This is a genomic window from Thermaerobacillus caldiproteolyticus, from assembly GCF_013761245.1.
Classification (GTDB): Bacteria; Bacillota; Bacilli; order Bacillales; family Anoxybacillaceae; genus Thermaerobacillus; species Thermaerobacillus caldiproteolyticus.
Genome location: NZ_JACDUT010000007.1, coordinates 1 through 21,834, shown reverse-complemented (window position 1 = coordinate 21,834; position 21,834 = coordinate 1). Strand labels below are relative to the sequence as shown.

Below are 21,834 nucleotides of genomic sequence, written 5' to 3'. Positions count from 1 at the left end.
ATTTAATTCGTATCAGACAACGACAGCGCTTAACATAAGTCAAATGAGAAGGGCTGAGCTTGTGACTTTGTCGACAAGCTGAAACTACGGCTGCTTTTTTGCGGTGCCGAGGGGAAAGGGCTTTGTTTTGGAATGTATAGCAATTGAGACAAATAGGCAAAGTAAATAGTCGCTGCCTAGGTCAAAGATGACGGTAATGACTCTGCAGTCAAATTGTTGGAATGTATCTGTGTTGCATCCTTGATGTCAAATGTACGATGTTTTTTCCGTACAACATCATATCTTTCCTTTCATTTCTCAGTAAACAACTATTCCGCACCTACTAACTCATGAACGATCATTGTTGCCCACTTCCTAGTGAAATATCTCCTGATCGCAATCAACGACTTGCAAACAAAATGCTGTATTGTAACATTATCGTAAAAAATGTTAATTTTTATCCTTTTCTTGAACTGTGTCAATCTTTATTTTTCAAGTAATAGATGGATAGTATTGATATTCATAGAAAAAAAGGATGAAATACCTATGAAAGATGTTTTTTTGCAATCTCGGTTTTTCTCAGAGATAGACCTAGATTTTTTCATGAAAAAATCTTTTCTTGCAGAAGACAATGTTAAATCCATCCAATATCCATATTTATCCACAAATATTACAAAAAATCCATGTTATTATGTATGTGCAAGCAAGGGATGAGATTGGAGGAGAAAAGCAATGAACAAAAAAGTCGTATTTTCACTTGCTGCCTCTTTAGCGATTGCAGGAGCATCTTTTACAGCGAAAACGGAAGCGGCTGGGCCTGCTCCATGTCCAGCTATAAAAAGCTATGAAGTGAAATATACTGTCGATCCATCTAGCCTTCAAGATATCGAAAAATGGTTTCAGTTAAACATTCCGTTTATTTTAGATAAAACAGGAAACGTAGAAGTAACTAAACCGGTACAGCCAAAAACATCCAAAACAACTGTCCAAAAACCGTCAGCGAATGTACAAGCTCCTGTAAATAAGACAGTAACACAGGCGCCTGTACCAAGTCAAAGCGAAAAAGCAAATGAAGCAGGGTTAAATGCTTATGAACAACAAGTAGTAGACTTAACGAATAAAGAACGGGCGAAATATGGCTTGCCGCCTTTAAAGATTGATTTAGCGCTAAGCAAAGTGGCCCGTGAAAAGTCAAGAGACATGGCAGTGAACCATTACTTTTCCCATAACAGCCCGACATATGGCTCTCCATTTGAAATGATGAGAAAATTCGGCATTTCTTATACAGCCGCTGGAGAAAATATCGCCAAAGGCCAACGGACTCCGCAAGAAGTAGTGACAGCTTGGATGAATAGCGAAGGACATCGGGCAAATATTTTGAACAAAAACTATACTCATATCGGAGTAGGTTTTGAAGAAAACGGGTACATCTGGACACAACAATTTATAAGAAAATAAGGATCAATATTTTTGCACCACACCACTAAGATAGGTATTAGTGGTGTGGTTTTTTATTTTATACGCTTTTTGACAGCAGAAGACGATTTGCATCAGCCTCATCTTGCCGATTTTGTTGACAAGCTGAGCCGGGCTTTTTAGAAATGTATGGAAAGATGTTTTGGAGTCAAGTTGCGCTATCTCTTAAAAAGAGAAATTATAGAACCCCATTTTGTCTACAGGTTGATTTTACTAATCAGAGTGATCACAAATTGAATTTTTTAATAACCTCTAGAATGTACTTCCTAATTTCATACCCAAGAAAGCTAACAGAATACCCAATGTATAACTTGTTCCTAAATATACAGCGAGTATTTTCCACTTTTTATCTGCGTGTAGCTGAATGCTTTCCAGCTTAAACGTAGAGAAAGTGGTAAAAGCCCCCATAAATCCTGTCCCCAACAGTAATTGCCAACTTTTATCTAGACCTTCACCAATAATGTAGCCTAATAGGAATGCACCTATTAGGTTTATAACAAATGTGCCGATAGGAAAAGAAGAGGGATATCTCTTTTTGAACCAATTACTCATACCAAACCGAGCTATCGCACCAAAAAAACCACCTATTGCTACTAATAAAGCTGGATGTTCTATCATCACTTTTTCCCTCCTGAAGATTCTAAAGAAAGCCGTTTTTGTGTCCGTCTTATAAAAAGGATATTGCCTATCTGGAAACCAAGCCAAGACATAAAAAGACCTCCCCATAAACTGCTTAGTACATATAGTAAGGCCATACTCCATTGTGCGTGCTGGATCAGTCTTACAGTTTCTACACTGAATGTGGAGAAAGTCGTAAACGAACCGATGAAACCTGTGCCTATTCCTGTAACAAGATAAGGATGAAGGATATTTAATCGTGATACGTACATAGTGAGCCAACTAAGAAGAAAACAACCGATTAGATTAATGGACAGTGTAGCAAGTGGGAAGATATGATGCCACCATGTATCAATGAATAGTCCTAAATAATAACGTGAAAGAGCGCCCAAAATCCCGGCTATACCGACAACAACATATACCATATTTTTCACCTCTCCAATAGTTTGTGCAAAAAAAGACTCCTACCAGTAGTGATCTTCTTTACTGGTAGGAGTCATCAGCTCAAAGGCAATTACGGCGAACTCCATCGCCTGTTCAGTTATATCAGGGATTGTATCAAAGAAAAACATCTTCTGTCAATTACGAAATTAAAAAGAATATAAGGCAAGCAATGATAGAATGATTATATTTTTTATAGCTTAATCGGTATGAATAATCCTCCAAGCCGTTTTCTGAATAACCGGATCGGTTTTTATTTGTAACCCGAAATAAATAACGAAATCAGCCATTTTTCGGTCTCATAATTCGAGATGAAGCATTCGAGGGGACCTTTATGTATTAAATAGCAGAATCGCTTGAAAGGTTGCAGGAATTATGGTGTTCCTATATGAAGTGCTGTGCAAACAGGATTTTGGAAGGAGAAGAAAGCATAAAAAAGCGGAGTAACATACCTGTCTTCTTGACCACGTTTTAACGACGTATCTAATATTTTACAAAAGCTTTAAAATCAATGCTTTATAAAATTTAATGGAGCTGAAACAGACAAAGTCAACATGCTTACACTTCTCGACAGAGCATAGTATGAAGAGAAAAAGCGGAATTTGAAAAACGTTTGAAATAAGCAGCGGGGCTTGCCTATAGGAAAGCCCGTTTTTGTATAAGTAATATATTCGCGATTGGGGAAATCTACATAAAAAGGAGGTTGTCAACATGATTGAAATTCCTTCTCGTCTTGAGGGACAAACATTCCGATTATATAAATTGGAACAAGAGCTCAAGCCACTCGGTTATACAATCGGTGGCAATTGGGACTATGATCACGGTTCATTTGACTACAAAATCGATGATGAAGTCGGTTACCAATTTTTGCGCGTACCGTTCGAAGCGGTTGATGGACAACTCGATTCAAACGGAACCACCGTGAAACTCGGTCGTCCGTATTTGTTATCCCATAACTATCAAGTCGGTTTAGATGACAATGTTCATGTCGGCAATTTAGGTGCTTCCTTCGATCAGTTTTCCGAGCCGCAAGACCCGGATGCGCAGTTTCCAGAAAAATATATTAATGTCGGCAAGGCGCTCGTGAAAGAATTGGAAAGCCGATTACTTGATTAAGGCTTTAAAACAAACAGACGGTCACTTTTTTCAATGATAAAATGGGGAGAAGGATTCATATAAGACGCTTCTCCTCTGATAATCCCTATAAGAAGAATCTGTTCACGTAACAGCACTTGGCTACTTTGGGAAAATGTATTTCCAACCATTTCATCAGGAACGTCTATGAGCTGTAAGTTGCTCCCTTTTTGTTGATGTAATAATTCTTCAATCGTTTGAGAGATTCCTGGCGATTGAATGCTGTTGATCATCGTAAAACTAGACAGTAAATTTGTTTGAATCACTTCATCTGCGCCGGCTCGTTTCGCATTGTTCACTTGCTGCGCAGTGAGAATTTCAATAATGGCATAAATGTGTGGGTTCAGTCCTTTAATCGCTAATAATGTTAAAATCGAGTTCATATCTGCCTCTGTTTCGTTTTTATGTTGATCAGCGGTAATTAATACTGTTTTCGCTCCTGCCACATTTGCTTTATGTAACACAGCGTCATATGTCGCGTTTCCTTTAACAAAATGGACATTTTTCATAGAGACTGGGAGTTCGTTTAATGTGGCATCAATAATGACATATTGGGTGGAAGGGGCGAGTTTGGTGAATTGATTCAATACTTCACGTACTCGTTCATTCCAGCCAATGATGATCGTATGCCCTTTTTTTGCATAAGGGAGATGGCCATGAACGAAAGCATTTTCTTTAGCAACGGCGGAAGCGGACAATGTAACAAAATACGTCGAAACAAATCCTGTACCTAATAAAATCAGGAGAATGGCGACGACTTTCCCTGCCGTTGTTTCTGGTACGATATCTCCATAACCGATTGTTGCCGCTGTCACAATCGCCCACCATATGCCATCAAACAGATTATGAAATGTTTTTGGTTCTACGAAATGAATGACTGTGCCAAACAGCAGAATCATCGTACTGCCAACAAGCAAAATTCTTATTAGGACGGGAAGACGTAAATAAGAGATGAGCAAATTCCAGCTTTTCATTGATTTCCCTCCCGATCGTTTATTGTTAACTATAGTGTGCGCAATCGTACGTTTTTTTTGCATAAATTTTCCTTAATAACAAAAACTAAAAATAAATGATGTGAGGAGGTTGTAAATTATGGATATGAATCGCGTCAAACAAATTGTTTCGTCTCCGGCTGATATTCAGGTTCATTATCATGGTGTATCAGTATGGATTGATAGCTATGACGAAAAAAATGGTACAGCTACTGTTCATATGCGCGACGGTCATCTTCATGAGAAACGAGAAGTCCCTGTTGAAGAACTAGAGGAAGCATAAAAACGCCTTGGCCAGGGCGTTTTTTATGTTTTGTTTCATTTTTGTAGACTTTTCCTATACTGCTTGACGGGAGGTATTGTATGAATATTGAACAAGCAGAAGAAATTTTTAATGATTACGGATATGCATCATTGTTTCAGCACATTCGCTACCCGTTAATGATATCGGAAGCATTCAATGATATTACCCCTGATGTTCTATCGCATTTTTTGGATGTATATTCATTTGAAACAGCTGAAGTTCTTTCGTTTGAGGAGTTTATTTACCATCTTCTTATTTTTAAAAAAATATATATGAATAACGAATTACCTTTTGTATAATGGAACATAACTTTGTTTTCAGAGCTGTCTGCTGTCGAAACATATCTTCGTATTTCATCAATGAGCGTCTATATTAATTTATAGAGAAAAGGCAATAATACTTAAAATTTTGGGAGTGGAGAAGATGGAATGGACAATTAGACATGCAAAACGAGAGGACTTAAAGGCAGTTGTAGACATATATAACTCAACGATACCGTCAAGAATGGTCACGGCAGATACAGAACCTGTCACGGTTGAAAGCAGAGAGCCGTGGTTTTTAGAACATACTCCCCATTCTCGACCGCTTTGGGTCGTAGAAGCAGACGGAAAGGTGTGTGCTTGGCTAAGCTTTCAATCATTTTACGGAAGACCCGCTTACAGACATACCGCTGAAATCAGCATTTATATCGCTGAAGGGTGGAGAGGGCATGGGATTGGACGTTATTTATTGCAAAAAGCAATCGAGGAATGTCCGAGATTAGGTATTAAGACATTGCTTGGATTTATTTTTGGTCATAATGAACCAAGTTTGAAGCTATTTTCCCGTTTTGGATTTGAGAAATGGGGGCATTTACCGAGTGTCGCCGAGCTAGACGGAATTGAAAGAGATTTGCTCATTTTAGGAAAAAGAATTGATTCTCATAAAAAAGATAATATTTAACGATTTTTTCACCATCGTTGATTTTGAAGCATAGAACGAGAGGTTGTTGGACAATCGTAATAAAGAAAGGAAAGTATGAACTTAATGCTGCTTCGACTTTTCATTATTCAACATGGGGAAGGGATATGTAGCCGATGTTTTTCCATTTTCGTTACCGGCAACCTTATTTAATAAACCGTCTGGGGCTCCGGTTGTTGTCTTTTATAACAATTTAACAGGACAATAAGAACTGACGAAATATGAATTTAAGCGTTTGGAGCAACGTCTTTGAAGAAGATCAGACGGTAGAAGTTAAGATATGGTGATACGGAAACTAAACCGTTCGCTTTCTTGAAAGTAAAAGAGCAATGTGAACAATTAAGCAGGGAACTGAATGGGTTCCTGCTTTTTTGTTCGGCTTTATTAAATAATTGTGTTGATTTTTTACGAAAAAATTTAGAGAACCTAAAACTTTTTTCGTAAAGATTTTTATTCTAATCCATTTCCTCTATGTCTAAACGAATCATATTTACTGTGTCATTAAAGAAACAGGGCTCAATGGTTTGATGCAAATTTTTATCAACATATTCAATGATAGATGCACTTTGTTCATTTCTTTCATAGAAGGATGTGCCATATAAAAGAGACAACCTCTTTTTTGAGCCACCTATTTCCCCTCTTTGTCGTTTTAAGTTTTTTCACACGTTTATTCAGGATTATGCGAATCACCTTATTATCGTTTTTTAGTAGAAGGCTAATTTCATTACCAGGAGGACTGTCTAATGTGAGAATGAATCAAGGAGATAATGGGAATCCTTGGCGCTCATGGTAACACAAAAAAGAACTAACGATCGTGTTTTTTATTATAGTCATTATTCAGAAAGTATTAAATATAAACAAATAGAGACTTTTGTTTTCAACAAAAAGATGAATTTTTATAAAAAAGCCAAAAACATCATCTTAAAATATTAAAATTCCTCATATTTTGGGCGATAAAAAGAGTGTCGGGATGTTCATCGAAACAATATGAGAGGAAGTGAATAATGTCACAACTTTCCCGACATGAGTGGTGAGCTTCAAAGATGGGTTTTATTTGAGCCGAAGCTAGATTAGGTATTTTCTATATATATCCAGAACAAACGATGGGGAGCTTTTGGTGAATTTGTGATTGGACGCCATCCCCAAAAGGATGCCGTCCTCTGCCTACAAAAAGCTAGCTCGGAACACATGATGGCATATAGTCGGATGGATTATTTATGTATTTAGAGCGATTAGCGGAGAGTTGGACAGTTTATCGCAAGCTCAATAATGAGACATTTCCGATCTTTATATAAAGCAACACAATCTCTACTTTAGGAAGGTGCATCAAGATGATTCTCATCAATGATCAAATTATTTCCCCTATTCTAGTCGAATCGTTGCAAGAACTTAATATACCTGTTTTCAAGCAAGGTAACCGTTCTGAAATGTTAAAATCATTACAGGTAATGGAAGCTGAGGAGTTTTTCCCTCTTATTAATGAACATCAAAAGTTATTGACAAATTCAGAAAGCTGTTTAGCATTGCTTGAATCTTACGTTCCTAATAGTGTTCAAAATCGTTGGGCACAGCAACTAAAAGATAAAGGAACGTTCCGTCAAATTCTTTCTACTATGTACCCTGATTATTTTTATAAGATAGTAAACAGGGATGAGCTTTATAAAATTCCGGTAGAGGATATTCCTTTTCCAGTCGTGATTAAACCAAGCAAAGGATATTCCAGCATCGGAGTTTATAAAGTAAAGAGTGCAGCAGAGTGGGAAGATACCTTACATAAATTAAATACAGATCTGCTTCTTATGAAAAACATTTATGACGAGGAAGTGATTAACGGAGAGAGCATTTTAATCGAAAAGTGGATATTCGGGGAAGAATATGCAGTCGATAGTTATTACGATCACGATGGTAATCCTGTGATTTTAAATATTTTTAAGCGTTTGTTTAAAGACGAATACGATACGTCGGATCGAATCTACTATACATCGAAACAAGTCATCAATGAAATTTACGATGACATATTGGCTTTTATGCATAAGTTTAGAGAAATCATCCCAGTGAAGAATTTTCCAATTCACTTTGAAGTGAGAAAAAGTAATCATACCATCATTCCTATTGAAATGAATCCGCTCAGATTTGCCGGAGCGGGAACAACAGATCTTGGATTTTATGCTTACGGATGCAATGTGTATAAGCATTATTTTCATGGTACAAGCCCGGATTGGAAAGCGATGCTTCACAATATGGATCAAAGTATCTATAGTTTCCTCTGCGCAGAAATTCCAATGGATATTTCACAAAATCTTATACAATCTATTAACCATCAGTCGTTTAAAAAGCAATTTCAACAAATTTTAGAGTACAGAGAAATACAAGCAACAAATGATAGAACATTTGCTATTGTATTTTTCAAAAGCGAAACGATGGAAGAGCTCTATCGATTACTGCAAATGGATTTACGTCCATTTATTACATTAAAGGAAATAGAACATTCGAGGGAGAGGTAAGGAATGAGAAATATAACTTGGAAAAAATCAATCAAAACCCAATTAGTCATTAGCTTTTTATTCCCATTTCTTGTATTTTCACTGATTCTTTTTGGATTTGTTCGATATGTATCAGGTTACATTATTCAGGAACACGTTATTCCACAGTTTGATGAACGGCTAAAAGAAAATGGACGAAGATTGGCAGAGACGATTGATCCTGATTTAATTAAGAATACAATGGACTCCCCAGAGAAATATGGGATGGAACTGAAGCAGGATTTAGATTCATTTATTAAAAACAAAAAAGGAATTGAATACGTATATGTATTGTCTAAAAAAAATGGTAAGGATGTCATTGTTGCTTTAAATGGCAGTGATAAATTTATGGTTGAGTCTCCGTTTACAAATGATCAAAAATTATCATATGAAAACCAAGAGCCTGTGCTGAGTTCCATTTATAGAGATAAATGGGGGGTCCATAAATCATTTTTCATTCCTGTAGATGGTGCGGATGCCATCGTTGGAATAGATATGAGCGCTAAATTTATTGATCAACTAGAAAAATGGATATTGACTGTTTCTCTTATTTTAACAGCTGTCATGGTTGTTATTGGAGTCTTATTGGCTTTGTTCGTTGGAAATAGAATATCTAAACCTCTTAATCGTTTAGTACAATATGCAAAAGTCTTTTCCACTGGAGATCTTAGCCAATCGGTGAATATCAAGCAGGAAGATGAGATAGGGATTTTAGCAAATAGCTTTGAAGAAATGAGGAAAAACTTAAGTCGCATCATCGATCATGTAAGAGAGAAATCCGAAACGATTCATCATACTGGCCAAACTCTTTTGGAATCCTTTGAAGAATTAGCCCAAGCTTCTCAACAGATTGCAATGAGTACAAATGAAGAGGCAAAAGGAGCCGAAGAAAGAGCTAATCATATTGACCGAATTTCAAATATGATGTCTGAAATGTCAATAGCGATATCCAACGTAGATGAGCAAACGAAGATGATTAAAAACTTTACCGATCAGACTAGCCAGCAAGCTGAAAAAGGAAATGACCAAGTTCGAATGATTACCGAACAAATGAACAAAATAAAACAAAATGGCATGGTAAGTAAAGAGAACTTATTTAATCTAGGGAAAAAACTAGAACATATTAATGAAATCATTAAAATTATCCAAGACATTGCGTCTCAAATCAATCTTCTTTCTTTAAATGCATCAATTGAAGCGGCTCGTGCTGGAGAAGCAGGTAAAGGATTTTCAGTTGTTGCCCAAGAAGTTCAAAAGCTTGCCGGCCAAACTGATGAATCCATCAAAACAATATCTGAAGCGATACGTGAAATCAATGAACAGGCTAATATCGTGTTAAATCTGAACCAACAAGATTTTGAAGATATTGTAAAAGGTGTTGAGATTGTTGAAGATAATGGGCGATTGTTCAATTCCATCTTTGAATCAGTAGAGAAATTGGCAAAAGGGATCGATACGATTTCTGAAAGCACAGAAGATATTCGTCAAACGTCCGATGAAATTTTAACATCCATTCAAGAAATTGCGGCAATTTCAGAGCAAGGAGTGGCCGCGGTTCAAGAAATTTCTGCTTCTGCTGTTCAACAAAACAATACGATTGATTATTTAAAACAGCAAAATTCAGAACTAAAACTCTTGGCTGACAACCTCCAAGATATGATTAAGCAATTTAAGACAAGTGAGATCACAACAAAATAAAATGAAACTTCCATAAGATACTCTTATCTTACTTCTAACGTCCGTGATCTTTTAATTACAGGTAGGAGATCACGGGCGATTAGAAGTGGATAAAAATGGATTGCCTCAAAACAGAGATATGTATCTGTCCTCGATCATACGAACTTTTACCCGCGATTTCGCTTCGTCCCTTCCTAGACGCTTGGAATTGAATTACCCTTTTCTTGTACCGGATGAAGTTTTATGGCTCTTGAACTTGAGCATAAATCATTAGATGGATGAATTAGAAAAGTTAAATACACAAAAGCATTTGATACGGTATTCTTAATACAGAAAAAGCTTGTTGTAAAGTGACAAGCGTAAAAGCCGTTGTTATGTCAAGATTTTTTGCGCTCTATTTTTGTAAATCGGAAGCAATCAGGAAAATTTTTGCGTTTTTATTTATATTGAAATTATTATCCTTATAAGTAAAACTTTATAAAAAGCGGTTTTTGACATGACGGAAATGGCAAACGAATAAGCTTGAGCGAACAGAGGCTATACAGCTGTTGAGAGAAGCGATGAATGCCTTTTAACAAAGAGCATGGATTGTAATCCATGATAATCCAGTTAGAGTGAGTTTCACGGAATTGGATTCTGCGATTCCTAGCGGTGTCAGAAAAATATAACAACGAAAACGAAAACTTTAAGTTTATACTGTGAACAAATGCTATATATTCATTAAGACACTTCAAATAAAAATAGGTTCAAAAACCTTAATTTTCTTACATTGACATAAATATGGGGAAAACTTCGCTTTTTGATCGTAATGGCCTTCAATTATTAACATTTCTCATTGGAATCAGAATATGCGGCGTCATTAAGTAAGTGTTTTCCATGCATGATTTTGCTTCTCTAATGCACATTAATAAGTGTTCGAAAAGAATCATTCTTTTTTCGAGCGCAAGGAAAATTCGAAAAGAGGAGTGTAAAAATCATGAATCGTTTACGTCTACTTAATTTTGGGCGTAATAGAGGAATGTGGAACCAATTGTTGCGCTTGACGGGACGCCGAAGCAATAACAATACCATGTGGACTATATTAAGTTTAGGCCTGGGAATTGCCGCGACAGCCGTTTTCAGCATGAGAAGAGGACGCAGCACTCAGTATATGATGCCAAAACCGATTCAGCGTGCAATGAGTGGCATAAACAACTTTATGAATCGACGAATGAGAATACCGAGTTTAGCGACTATGGAATTTTCCAAAGAAATAGCGGAACAGCCGAAAAGCCTTGCAATTAACCAGAGTCATCACCAACAACAAAAATAACTCAGTGCGGTTCGTTAACTCTCCTGATATTTTATGGTCATAAATACTCCCGATGCGATCTCTTCTGTGTAGACGGCAGTAAAATAGCTATGCTGTCAAACAGGAGAGATTTTTTGTAGAAAAAGGTATGATATACAAGAGCAAGAAGAGGAGACAAGGGAAAAGTAGGACGAAATGATCTTTACCCTTGCGGCAGCAGGAAAAAGCAGTGTCGCTTTATGGGATGAAATTATCACCAAGAAGTCATTGATTTCAAAACGGTATTATAGGTTATAGATGGCGCATTACGGCGACGCGATGGAAAAGTTTTTCGAAAGCATTTGGTGATTGATAAATAATTGGAAGTATTTTTATGTTTTTTAATACGACAAATTGAGAGTTATTTAGCGAACCGTTTGCCGACGAAAAGACGATTGTCGCGGAAAACATGCTCCACGCATCAAATGCCAGACCATTCGAGCGATGTTCGAATCGTGGGTGGACGTTGTTTCGGCTTTTACGCGAATGATCGAAAATTTCTTTTTGAAGTATGGTCCAGTGTATGTCAAACGACAATAGCAACTAAACTTCCCTAATCCGGCTGAAACGGTTCTAGTCATGGTAATATCAATAGGCACCCAGTTTTTTATTCGCTCCTAAAACCCGTATTGTTAACACAAACGCACAGCCTAAAAAGGCAGCATCGACAAATCCGTATACAATATAATACCCACCAATGGCCAGCAACAAGCTTCCAACTATCGGTCCAAACGCCATTCCCATGTACCGGAAAAAGTTATAGACGCCGATAGCGGTTGACCGATTCGTTTGAAACACTTGTGTTAATAGGGTTGTTTGTACTGGCAAAGATGTTCCTAAGAATAAGCCGAATAGCATAATCGAAGCAATGAGCAATGGAATCGATATATGTGAGACGAGAAGGAACAGAAAAATTGCCGCCACATTCAAATAAGATGTGACAACGATGACATTTCGATCTTCAAAGCGTCCTTGGATTCTTCCACCGACAAAGCTTCCGATGACAATCATGCAAGACATCGTTAGAAAGACAAGCCCTTTTTGCTCGGCAGACAGCCCATAGCGCTCGCTTAAAATTCCCGGTAAGAATACAAGGAAATTATACATCGCGTAATATTGAATAAAACCTAACAAAATAATCGACGAACCCGTACGGTCTTTAAGGATTGTCAAGAAATTGCGAAGTTGAAATCGTTGTGATGAACTTGTTTCCGGTTTTGTTTCTTTGAGAAAAGCCAAGTTCCCTATGAATATAAGGACACCTACGAACACTAACACGAGGAATACAGCATGGAAGTTAAATCGTCCACCGAGAAAGCCCCCTACAATCGGACCGACGACAGGACCGAGTGACACCATCATTTGAAACGTCCCCATTGCTTTTCCGCGAGCTTTTCCCTCAAATAAATCGCCGATGACAGTAGCAGCGACGACAGAACCAGCGGCAATCCCAATAGCTTGTAAAGCACGAAAAACGAGTAATACATAGATAGATTTAGAAAAAAAGCAACCAAGTGATGCAAGCGTGTAAAGGAAAATACCGAACAAAATGACATTTCGACGCCCTTTCGTATCTGTTAAAGGACCGTAAACCATTTGCATTAATGCCAAACATAATGTGAAAATCGAAATCGTTAAATTCACTAAAAACGATGATGTGCCAAAATCTTTTGCCACTTCCGGTAAAATAGGCGTATAAATAGTTTGCGTAAAAGGGCCGAGAAATGCAGCAAGCGAAACGAGATAGACGATGAGTGTGCGATTCATTCCACTTCTCCTTTCTGTACGAGATACTTAAGATTATAATCTCCCTTTTACTTGTTTTGGCAAATAAAATGCTTTACGTAAAACAAATGAAAGAGAAACGAAGAAGGGAGATTTACGAGCGATTGTTGATACATAAAAACTATCTCGACAAGATGGGTAACTGCTGATACGGAGCCAGTGGCAGCAGAAAGAAAAAACATGGTGACCGCTATGGCTTGTTGATATCGTATGTGCATGGCTTAGTTTTCAATCGTTTTACGGCACTCTATACGGCGGGGATGATCTTGGGAGAAGCTGTTATTGCAAAAAACGATCGATGAATGCCCAAGACTGCAAATGAAACTGTTACTTTAGATTTATTTTTGAGCATAATGATCCGAGTTTGCGGCTCTTTTCTCGCTGTGGTTTTGAAACATGGATGCATTTACTAGACATAGCGGAGTTAGATGGTATCGAACAGGATTGGCTCATTGTGTAAAAAGAACCGTATAGAATGAAGGATGATTGGACAATCGTAATAAAGAACATACCAACAGAAAGAGGGAAGAGAATGAATGTAATGCCGATTCGCTTATTTACGATTCAAGATGGAGAAGGCTTTGTTGCTGATGCGTTTCAATGCCCCGTGACGGGAAATTTAATTTATAAGTCCTCTGAAACGCCGGCTGTGGTTCCTTACAATGAACTAACTGAAGCGCAAAGACAACGCCTGCAAAAATACGGGTTCAAGCGCTTAGAGTCAGCCGCACTAACGCACGCAACCTCCTCAATCGACGAATTGTTGCCGGAACAATAAAGAACAATGTATGAATAGACTTCCTTTTTCAAAGAGTAAGAAGGACCATGATCATTTTGGGATGTACTTGATTATGTGCACCCTTTTTGTATAAAGCCAAACGCATATAAAATAGTGCATTTTTTCTTGCAGAAAAACAGTTTCATCTCATTAGACAGGAACGCTTGCGAGAAAAAGGCAGTTCTTTTCGAAATCGAGACAGTCATTCAAACCATGATCACGCTGGCAGCGAAGTTGACTGAATATGAAAAAATGGAGATTAAAGCTGCCTGTAGCCAATCTGTTTCTCCTTCCATTTTGAGCGATTATATTGCTCGATTTGTCACGTAGAGATAGGGAGCTGAAAAGGATGTGTGTTCGTTAGATGAGCGCTTCAGCTGATTTGGCCTTTAAAAGTCTTTGATTGTACTCATCTACCGAGTAATTACAGGTTTCAATGATGTTTGTCATGGATTCGGGATTATGTGAATGAATCATTACCATTGAGTTATAAAGAATAAAAATTTTCATCATTACTCAAGACGAATGAAAACAGAAACAGGTTTTGACATCAATATATGTGGACATAATGGAACGGAAGAGGTGAAAAACTGTTAACAAAAAAGACAAATTTTCATTATCAATAGTACTAGTTAAAGTTTGTGAAATAGTGTACAATCTAATTGTGAAATATTTCACAATAGAAGCTAGAAAGGATGATAAAACATGGCAAAAGAACGTGTAAATCGAGTAGTCGTTGTAGGAACAGGATTTGTTGGATCTAGCTATGCATTTGCACTCATGAATCAAGGAATAGCGGATGAGATCGTATTGATTGATGTGAATAAAGAGAAAGCAATGGGCGATGTCATGGACTTAAATCACGGAAAAGTATTTGCTCCGCAACCAACGAATATTTGGTATGGGGATTATCAAGATTGCCGAGATGCTGATTTAGTAGTAATTTGCGCAGGAGCAAACCAAAAGCCAGGGGAGACAAGACTAGATCTTGTTGATAAAAACATTAACATCTTTAAAACGATTGTCGATTCTGTCATGAAATCAGGTTTTGATGGGATTTTCCTTGTTGCAACGAATCCAGTAGATATTTTAACGTATGCGACATGGAAGTTTAGTGGTTTGCCAAAAGAGCGCGTCATTGGTTCTGGTACTATTCTTGATACTGCACGATTCCGCTTTTTGTTAAGTGATTATTTCAAAGTAGCTCCAACGAATGTGCACGCGTATATTATCGGAGAACACGGGGATACGGAGCTGCCTGTTTGGAGTCATGCCGAAATTGGTAGTATTCCGGTTGAACAATTAATCACTCAAAATGACAACTATAAAAAAGAGGACTTAGAAAATATCTTCACAAACGTTCGCGATGCAGCGTACCAAATTATTGAGAAAAAAGGAGCAACGTACTACGGTATTGCGATGGGACTTGTCCGTATTACACGTGCCATTTTACACAATGAAAATGCCATCTTAACAGTTTCTGCTTATCTTGATGGTCAATACGGCGAGAAAAATGTGTATATCGGTGTCCCTGCCATTGTCAATCGAAGCGGTATTCGCGAAGTGATGGAAATGAAGTTAAATGAAACAGAACAACAACAGTTTCATCATAGTGTAACCGTATTAAAGGACATTCTTGCTCCTTATTTCGATGAAGTAAAGGCATAAAAGCTAACTAGAAGAAACAAGGTGATCATTATGTGGGTTCAACATTACAACCCTCTTCATAATACGTATCTTTCTGCATTGATTGCAGCACTCCCAATTATCTTATTCTTGTTAGGTTTAACAGTGTTTAAGATGAAAGGGGTAAAAGCTGCATTTCTTACCCTTTTGTTTAGCTTGGTAACGGCTGTTTGGTTTTTTGATATGCCCATTTCAAAAGCGATTGCTGCTTCCATTCATGGAATCGCGAACGGTTTATGGCCGATTGGCTATATTGTAATAATGGCTGTCTGGTTATATAAAATTGCCGTTAAAACGGGGAAATTTGATATCATCCGTGGCAGCATTGCAAATATTTCTAAAGATCAACGACTCCAACTCTTGCTCATTGGTTTTAGCTTTAATGCCTTTTTAGAAGGTGCGGCGGGATTTGGTGTTCCGATTGCCATTTCTGCCGCTTTACTTGCCCAACTTGGTTTTAAACCATTAAAAGCAGCTGCTCTTTGTTTAATTGCCAATGCTGCATCTGGCGCGTTCGGAGCAATTGGGATTCCGGTCATTGTAGGAGCACAAATGGGAGACTTAAAGCCAATTGAATTATCTCGTACACTTGCGTGGATTTTGCCATTCATCACTTTTATCATTCCGTTCTTATTAGTTTTTATTTTAGATAAATGGCGGGGCATTAAAGAAACGTTTCCTGCTCTTTTAGTCGTAAGCGGAAGCTATACTATTGTCCAAACATTTACGATGATCGTGTTTGGTCCTGAACTTGCCAATATTTTAGCAGCACTTGTCAGTATGGGGGCCATGGCTCTTTTCTTAAAAAAATGGCAGCCATCACATATATACCGAATTAATACGGAAGAAGAGGTTGTGGAACAACCAACATACAGCTTGAAAGAAATCGCCAGTGCTTGGTCTCCGTTTTATATCTTAACGGGGATGATTACAATATGGAGTTTACCGGGTTTTAAAGCTTTATTTGCTGAAGGCGGTTTGCTTTATAAAACAACTATTTTATTCAAAGTGCCATTTTTACATGGTGAAGTCGTAAAAATGCCTCCGGTTGCTTCAGCTAAAACTGTATTAGACGCAATATTTAAGCTAGATCTTGTATCAGCAACAGGTACGGCCATTTTACTCGCTGTCGTGTTCACAGTCATGTGTAGTAAAAACATTACGTTCGTTGAAGGGCTGCAAAGTTTAAAAGAAACTTGCAAAGAATTATGGATTCCAATATTAACCATTTGTTTTATTATGGGATTTGCGAACTTAGCCAACTATGCAGGGCTATCATCTACGATTGGTTTAGCATTAGCGAAAACAGGGGATGCTTTTCCGCTCGTTTCCCCGGTCCTAGGCTGGCTCGGCGTATTTATTACAGGATCTGTCGTGAGCAATAACGCTTTATTTGGACATTTACAGGTTGTTACAGGTACTCAAATTGGGACAAACTCTTCATTATTACTCGCAGCTAACACAAGTGGAGGAGTTATGGGGAAACTCATCTCACCACAATCCATTGCGATTGCAACAGCTGCAGTACAAGAGACCGGTAAAGAATCTAACTTATTTAAAATGACGATTAAGTACAGTTTAGTACTGTTATTAGTTGTAGGGATATGGACATATATCCTTTCACTCATTGGGATTTAAACTACTGGCATCGAGTAAAACTACCCAATTTTTATAAACCGAAGAAATATCATTGTGTTGATGGAAATTGTCTTCCATGAGAATTTTTCCGACTATCGTTAAAGATCGAGTCAATGATGAATGAGAAAAATCTTGTTTTCGACATTATCAAACTAAGTGGTCTTGCGAAACATTAAATGAAACAGAACAAAATATCTTGGCACCGTTTTTTGAAGAAGTGAAAGCATCTATATTAATGAACGACATCCAGACAGTCATCCTTTCTTCCCGATATATTAGAAAAGCTTGACGAACTTTCCGTCAAGCTTTTCGTTTATGTTGGTGTATATTTTTAAGTGATGAAAGGATATACTATTGGATTTCTTAGGACACAAGAAATCTAATAACACTTAGGGGTTTTTTGGCATAATTACCAAGTGATCTTTCAGAAGATTTTTATTATTTCACCTGAATCTGCAATGAATTTCACCTTACCTTTGACCGAGAACTTTAATACACTAGAGAAAAATAAGGTGAAGCAGAGGATGCTTGCCCTTCGCCCAGTAGGTGAGAATGATGGATTTGGAGATTGACTATATGAAATGAATACAGTTTATTCCGGTTTCAGTTTGGCAGGAATGGTGATGAAGCAAACGAGAGCGGCAAAACGATTTTCTCGCGTGAAGGTTCTTACTATATGTTAGCTGCTCTGTCATTTCCAATGGAGATGTAGTCTGTTCCTATGTCGAACTGTCGGCTCATGGAAAATACGATTTTGACCATAGGGATGAACGATATTCCAGATGTGGTGATGTTTTTTATTGGAAAGCAGATCAGCCAATGACACAGGGTATTTGTTTTTTTAAAGGTACTGTTTTGTATTATCCTTCGATAAATGTGATCTTATAACCGAGGTATTTTCCGTACGAAACAAAAAACCCCTCCATAGTAGAGTCCATGATGTTTGTTTTTTGTCTACTATAAGGGGCCATGATTAAAACGAGTAGGCTCTTTTTGTGAGAGCGTTTTGGACATATATTCAAAAGAAAAATGTAAAAAATAGGATTTAACCGACAATCAAAGCAAAATAAGAAAAACCCCCTTGATACACAAGGGGGGTCGAATGGAGCATACCGGGCTCGAACCGGTGACCTTCGCGCTGCCAGCACGACGCTCTCCCAACTGAGCTAATGCCCCTTTACTATCCAGATTTTATTATATATACATTGTTTTTTTTTGCAATATGGCAAATAAAAGAAAAGCAATTGCGCATGGAATAATCTATCTACTATCAGACAAAATGTTGTCAATAGAATATAGGTGTTTCCCTTACGTTGGTTAAACGTAAGGGCTTTTTGTAGTGATCAATCTAGACACTTTCAATATCGATGTTAGTAATTGAAGGAATATCATGAATTGAATAGTATACATCGGTGGTTGAGCGTTTTTGGTCAACAGTTACTTTTAATTTAATTAAGTGATGTTGTTCGTCTAAATCTTTAATACGAACGGTTTTAATATGAATGTTTTTTTCTTGAATAGCTTCAATAACATTAGCAATATTTTTTGAATCTAAAACCGTAATTTGTAGTAAAATTTCTTTTTCCCTTAGTTGCTTTGGACCAAAAAGAGTCGTGAGCAGTGGAATGAGTTCGACACTAACAATTAATAAAGCTACCCCAAAAATGGACTCCCAATAAAACCCTGCTCCTACAGCGATACCGATTCCTGCGGCTCCCCAAATTAACGCAGCTGTTGTGAGTCCGGAAATGCTATCATTGCCGCGTCGTAAAATCACTCCTGCTCCTAAAAAACCGATCCCCGATACAATTTGAGCAGCGAGGCGAAGCGGGTCCATGGTGATATGGTCTTTCATAGGAAAGATATACGCTGATTCAATAGAAACAATAGTTAATAAACAACTAACAATGGAAATGACTAAACACGTTTTTAAACCTACAGGCTTCCGTTTTAATTCCCTTTCTAGACCGATAATTAGTCCTAAAATGGCGGATATACTCAGTTTTAAAAACATTTGAAAATCCATATCCCTCACCTTTTTCCCTTCTAGCGATGCTATAATAATTATAAACGTTTCATGAGAGGGATGGGGTATGCAATCAAAAAATTTATTTAAACCTTATTTGGCGTTAGTCATTGGCGCTTTTTCTGTATCAACATCCGCCATTCTTGTCAAATGGGCACAGGCTCCTGCGGCGGTTATTGCCTTTTATCGTCTGTTTTTTACTGTCCTATTAATGACACCTTTTTGTATTCCATATATTGGTGAATTGAAAGCGATCGCGAAAAGGGATTGGCTATTTTCCTTCATTTCTGGTGTTTTGTTAGCATTTCATTTTATTCTTTGGTTTGAATCGTTGAACTATACAAGTGTGACAAGCTCGGTTGTGCTTGTCACATTGCAGCCATTGTTTGCGTTTGTCGGAGGATATGTCTTTTTTAAAGAAAAATTGACCATTGGTGCTTTTCTTAGTGGGTTGCTCGCTATTTTCGGGAGCATCATCATTAGCTGGGGTGATTTTCAAATAAGCGGTAAAGCTTTATTTGGAGATATTTTAGCGTTACTTGCATGTGTAATGATTACTGGCTACTGGTTATTCGGGCAGGATTTACGAAAGCGGCTATCGCTGGTGGTATATACATATGTGGTTTACGGTGTTAGTGCGATCACTCTTTTTTTGTATGTCATTGTTTTTCGCTATCCATTATTTTTATACAGTCAAATGGATTGGATTTGCTTTCTTCTATTAGCAATCGTGCCAACATTGCTTGGACATTCGCTGATGAATTGGTCAGTCAAATGGATCAGTGCAGCTACGATTTCCATGGGGATTTTATTTGAGCCGGTAGGTGCTTCGATTTTGGCATATTTTTTACTGGGGGAAGTCATTCAACCTTCTCAATGGATAGGAGGCTCATTCATTTTAACAGGTATCGGGACATATTTATGGAGCGAAAAATCGAAAGAGACTGCTACAAATATAAGAAAGTAGCTGAGCCAATTGCTCCAACAACAAAGCGATTTCGATCAATAGGGAGTTCAGCATGTTCGCGTACATTGGCAAAGGTCGATAAATATTGAAAATCGATCCTTGTTGTTTGTTCTAATAAATAAGCTGATTTAGTCGCTCCTCTTTTTCGTTTTTTATTTAATACAGCAATAATTTCCTCTTTTGTTTTTATACCAATTCCATGACCGTAATGCAGTCCGTCTCCTAAATAAATCGTATTCTCTCCTTGCCATTGAGGTGTTTGAGGGTCTACATCAGGATTTTTAAAATATAAACAATCTCCAGGAATGTAATCATTCCCTTTTCTTGTTTTCACCCCAAGATCTTTATCAAAATGCCAGTCGTATAAAAGAAGATTAGCGAACAATTTATTGAACGTATTAGCGCCCAGAACATCTAGGACGGCTTTATAAAATACAATCACAATGGCTGTTGCACATTCAAATGCGTATAAATGGCTGTTTTGAAAAATATCATTAATGGCATCAGTGGGAGAAACCGTTTCTTTTAATTGAAATCCGCCTAGTTCATTTCTGTACCAAAACTGTTCATTACATCGAGAAAAGCGAAAAATTGTAAATCTTACTTTACTTTTCGCCAAGAGAATCGCAGCTTGTATAATGTGTTCTCGTAGTAAAAGCTCAAAAAAAAGTTGCTGTTCATTTTTATATACATATATCTTTTGTTCTTTCAGCAGAGCTTGAAAAATTCTTTGCTGTACTTTTGATAAAGAAGAATGAATAGGAGTATCGCTATCTACAATAGAATGTTGAATTTGAATCATAGTGACTCTCTCCTTGATGAAAAAATTATTAACAAACTGTTGATAATTTATCCACAATATTAACATTTGTGCTAAAAAAATAACTTTTTTATAAAATCAAAAAAGAAGTGATTGTGGATAATAATCCCTGTTTTGTGGACGAATTGTTAGTATTTTGTTGATAAATCTTATTCGGTTTTTGTTTGCGATAGGATTTCTCCATTTTTAATATTATGATTATGTTTAGAGATATGGCAGGATACTAATTATTGAGATGAATCTCCTTTCTTACGTCATGTTTATGAATAAACCATTATTGTTATGCAGTGCATTTTTGTAATCATTACTATGGCAAGAATTGTGATGATGATATTTGCATTTTAATTATGCAGAGACATAAATGTTATTCATTATTCAGTAATATGAAACAGAGGTAATTGGTGAATTTTTTGTTCAAAAAATAAAAATTAGGTATTGCATTTCGTTTCTAATGATGATATATTTAATCTCGTCGCTGCTAAGAGTTATTAATAAACAGCTTCACAACAGGAAAGATAAAAAAACTTGTTGACAGTGAAATGTCGGTATGATATTATGAAGAAGCTGTTTCGATGGACAAGTGTTCTTTGAAAACTGAACAAAACGAAGCGTCCACGTCAATTTGCTAGGTTGTTTAACTTTCTATGGAGAGTTTGATCCTGGCTCAGGACGAACGCTGGCGGCGTGCCTAATACATGCAA

18 protein-coding genes, 1 tRNA gene, 1 rRNA gene and 1 riboswitch are annotated in these 21,834 nt (G+C 37.2%); of the genes, 13 read left to right on the top strand and 7 right to left on the bottom strand.

Translation table 11 applies throughout. The features are described 5' to 3' along the window. The first annotated feature begins 711 nt into the window (after window positions 1–711). Window positions 712–1,437, top strand: a complete 726-nt coding sequence (locus HNR31_RS11440) for a CAP domain-containing protein (protein WP_181556374.1) — start codon at window positions 712–714, stop codon at window positions 1,435–1,437. Between the two features lie 270 nt (window positions 1,438–1,707). On the opposite strand, the gene crcB (HNR31_RS11435) is transcribed toward HNR31_RS11440, so the two are convergent. Both crcB (HNR31_RS11435) and crcB (HNR31_RS11430) read right to left on the bottom strand, forming a co-directional pair. Next, window positions 1,708–2,073: a fluoride efflux transporter CrcB gene (gene crcB, locus HNR31_RS11435; RefSeq protein WP_181556373.1), complete on the bottom strand. Its 366-nt coding sequence runs from the start codon at window positions 2,071–2,073 to the stop codon at window positions 1,708–1,710. After that, the gene (crcB, locus tag HNR31_RS11430) at window positions 2,073–2,498 is read right to left on the bottom strand and encodes a fluoride efflux transporter CrcB (protein WP_181556372.1); all 426 of its coding nucleotides are present in this window, start codon (window positions 2,496–2,498) and stop codon (window positions 2,073–2,075) included. The genes crcB (HNR31_RS11435) and crcB (HNR31_RS11430) overlap by 1 nt, the downstream gene beginning before the upstream one ends. Before the next feature lie 58 nt (window positions 2,499–2,556). Beyond that, window positions 2,557–2,616: riboswitch (Fluoride riboswitch) on the bottom strand. 609 nt (window positions 2,617–3,225) lie between these two features. Here crcB (HNR31_RS11430) and HNR31_RS11425 point away from each other — a divergent pair. Continuing rightward, a complete protein-coding gene (locus tag HNR31_RS11425) occupies window positions 3,226–3,630 on the top strand; it encodes a YugN-like family protein (protein ID WP_181556371.1) in 405 nt (134 codons plus the stop codon). Here the strand turns inward: HNR31_RS11425 and HNR31_RS11420 are convergent. Next, entirely contained in the window at window positions 3,627–4,622 is a 996-nt protein-coding gene (locus tag HNR31_RS11420) for a potassium channel family protein (RefSeq protein ID WP_181556370.1), read from the bottom strand. The two genes, HNR31_RS11425 and HNR31_RS11420, sit on opposite strands and share 4 nt — an antisense overlap. 118 nt (window positions 4,623–4,740) lie before the next feature. Between HNR31_RS11420 and HNR31_RS11415 the strand changes: the two genes are divergently transcribed. From HNR31_RS11415 to HNR31_RS11390, 6 genes are all read left to right on the top strand, one after another. After that, window positions 4,741–4,923 (top strand): H-type small acid-soluble spore protein, encoded by a 183-nt coding sequence (locus HNR31_RS11415; RefSeq protein ID WP_181556369.1) that lies wholly within the window; start codon window positions 4,741–4,743, stop codon window positions 4,921–4,923. 80 nt (window positions 4,924–5,003) lie between these two features. Then, a complete protein-coding gene (locus HNR31_RS11410) occupies window positions 5,004–5,243 on the top strand; it encodes a hypothetical protein (protein ID WP_181556368.1) in 240 nt (79 codons plus the stop codon). A 124-nt stretch (window positions 5,244–5,367) separates the two neighbouring features. Further along, window positions 5,368–5,886, top strand: coding sequence for a GNAT family N-acetyltransferase (locus HNR31_RS11405; protein WP_181556367.1), 519 nt, complete (start codon window positions 5,368–5,370; stop codon window positions 5,884–5,886). A 1,349-nt stretch (window positions 5,887–7,235) separates the two neighbouring features. Next, window positions 7,236–8,408, top strand: coding sequence for an ATP-grasp domain-containing protein (locus HNR31_RS11400; RefSeq protein ID WP_181556366.1), 1,173 nt, complete (start codon window positions 7,236–7,238; stop codon window positions 8,406–8,408). 3 nt (window positions 8,409–8,411) lie between these two features. Continuing rightward, entirely contained in the window at window positions 8,412–10,124 is a 1,713-nt protein-coding gene (locus HNR31_RS11395) for a methyl-accepting chemotaxis protein (protein ID WP_181556365.1), read from the top strand. A 955-nt stretch (window positions 10,125–11,079) separates the two neighbouring features. Next, window positions 11,080–11,415, top strand: coding sequence for a hypothetical protein (locus HNR31_RS11390; RefSeq protein WP_181556364.1), 336 nt, complete (start codon window positions 11,080–11,082; stop codon window positions 11,413–11,415). A 606-nt stretch (window positions 11,416–12,021) separates the two neighbouring features. Here HNR31_RS11390 and HNR31_RS11385 read toward each other — a convergent pair. Continuing rightward, window positions 12,022–13,200 carry an MFS transporter gene (locus tag HNR31_RS11385; RefSeq protein ID WP_181556363.1) on the bottom strand — a complete coding sequence of 393 codons (1,179 nt, stop codon included), beginning with the start codon at window positions 13,198–13,200 and terminating at the stop codon, window positions 12,022–12,024. Window positions 13,201–13,750: 550 nt separating this feature from the next. Here HNR31_RS11385 and HNR31_RS11380 point away from each other — a divergent pair. The 3 genes from HNR31_RS11380 (at window position 13,751) to HNR31_RS11370 (ending at window position 17,320) form a co-directional block, all read left to right on the top strand. Then, window positions 13,751–13,996 carry a hypothetical protein gene (locus HNR31_RS11380; protein WP_181556362.1) on the top strand — a complete coding sequence of 82 codons (246 nt, stop codon included), beginning with the start codon at window positions 13,751–13,753 and terminating at the stop codon, window positions 13,994–13,996. Between the two features lie 705 nt (window positions 13,997–14,701). After that, complete coding sequence (locus HNR31_RS11375) at window positions 14,702–15,664, top strand: L-lactate dehydrogenase (RefSeq protein WP_181556361.1); 963 nt, start codon at window positions 14,702–14,704, stop codon at window positions 15,662–15,664. A gap of 30 nt (window positions 15,665–15,694) precedes the next feature. Further along, on the top strand, window positions 15,695–17,320 hold the full coding sequence (locus HNR31_RS11370; RefSeq protein ID WP_181556563.1) for an L-lactate permease: 1,626 nt from the start codon (window positions 15,695–15,697) through the stop codon (window positions 17,318–17,320). Between the two features lie 1,103 nt (window positions 17,321–18,423). On the opposite strand, the gene HNR31_RS11365 is transcribed toward HNR31_RS11370, so the two are convergent. Together HNR31_RS11365 and HNR31_RS11360 are read right to left on the bottom strand one after the other, a co-directional pair. Next, a tRNA-Ala gene (locus HNR31_RS11365) sits at window positions 18,424–18,496 on the bottom strand. A gap of 172 nt (window positions 18,497–18,668) precedes the next feature. Continuing rightward, window positions 18,669–19,346 carry an MgtC/SapB family protein gene (locus HNR31_RS11360; protein WP_181556562.1) on the bottom strand — a complete coding sequence of 226 codons (678 nt, stop codon included), beginning with the start codon at window positions 19,344–19,346 and terminating at the stop codon, window positions 18,669–18,671. A 67-nt stretch (window positions 19,347–19,413) separates the two neighbouring features. Here HNR31_RS11360 and HNR31_RS11355 point away from each other — a divergent pair, with 67 nt between their 5' ends. Beyond that, the gene (locus HNR31_RS11355) at window positions 19,414–20,313 is read left to right on the top strand and encodes a DMT family transporter (RefSeq protein ID WP_181556360.1); all 900 of its coding nucleotides are present in this window, start codon (window positions 19,414–19,416) and stop codon (window positions 20,311–20,313) included. Here HNR31_RS11355 and HNR31_RS11350 read toward each other — a convergent pair. Beyond that, window positions 20,294–21,115: a protein-glutamine gamma-glutamyltransferase gene (locus HNR31_RS11350; RefSeq protein ID WP_181556359.1), complete on the bottom strand. Its 822-nt coding sequence runs from the start codon at window positions 21,113–21,115 to the stop codon at window positions 20,294–20,296. The genes HNR31_RS11355 and HNR31_RS11350 overlap by 20 nt on opposite strands. 659 nt (window positions 21,116–21,774) lie before the next feature. Between HNR31_RS11350 and HNR31_RS11345 the strand changes: the two genes are divergently transcribed. Then, window positions 21,775–21,834, top strand: a 16S ribosomal RNA gene (locus HNR31_RS11345); the annotation flags it as partial.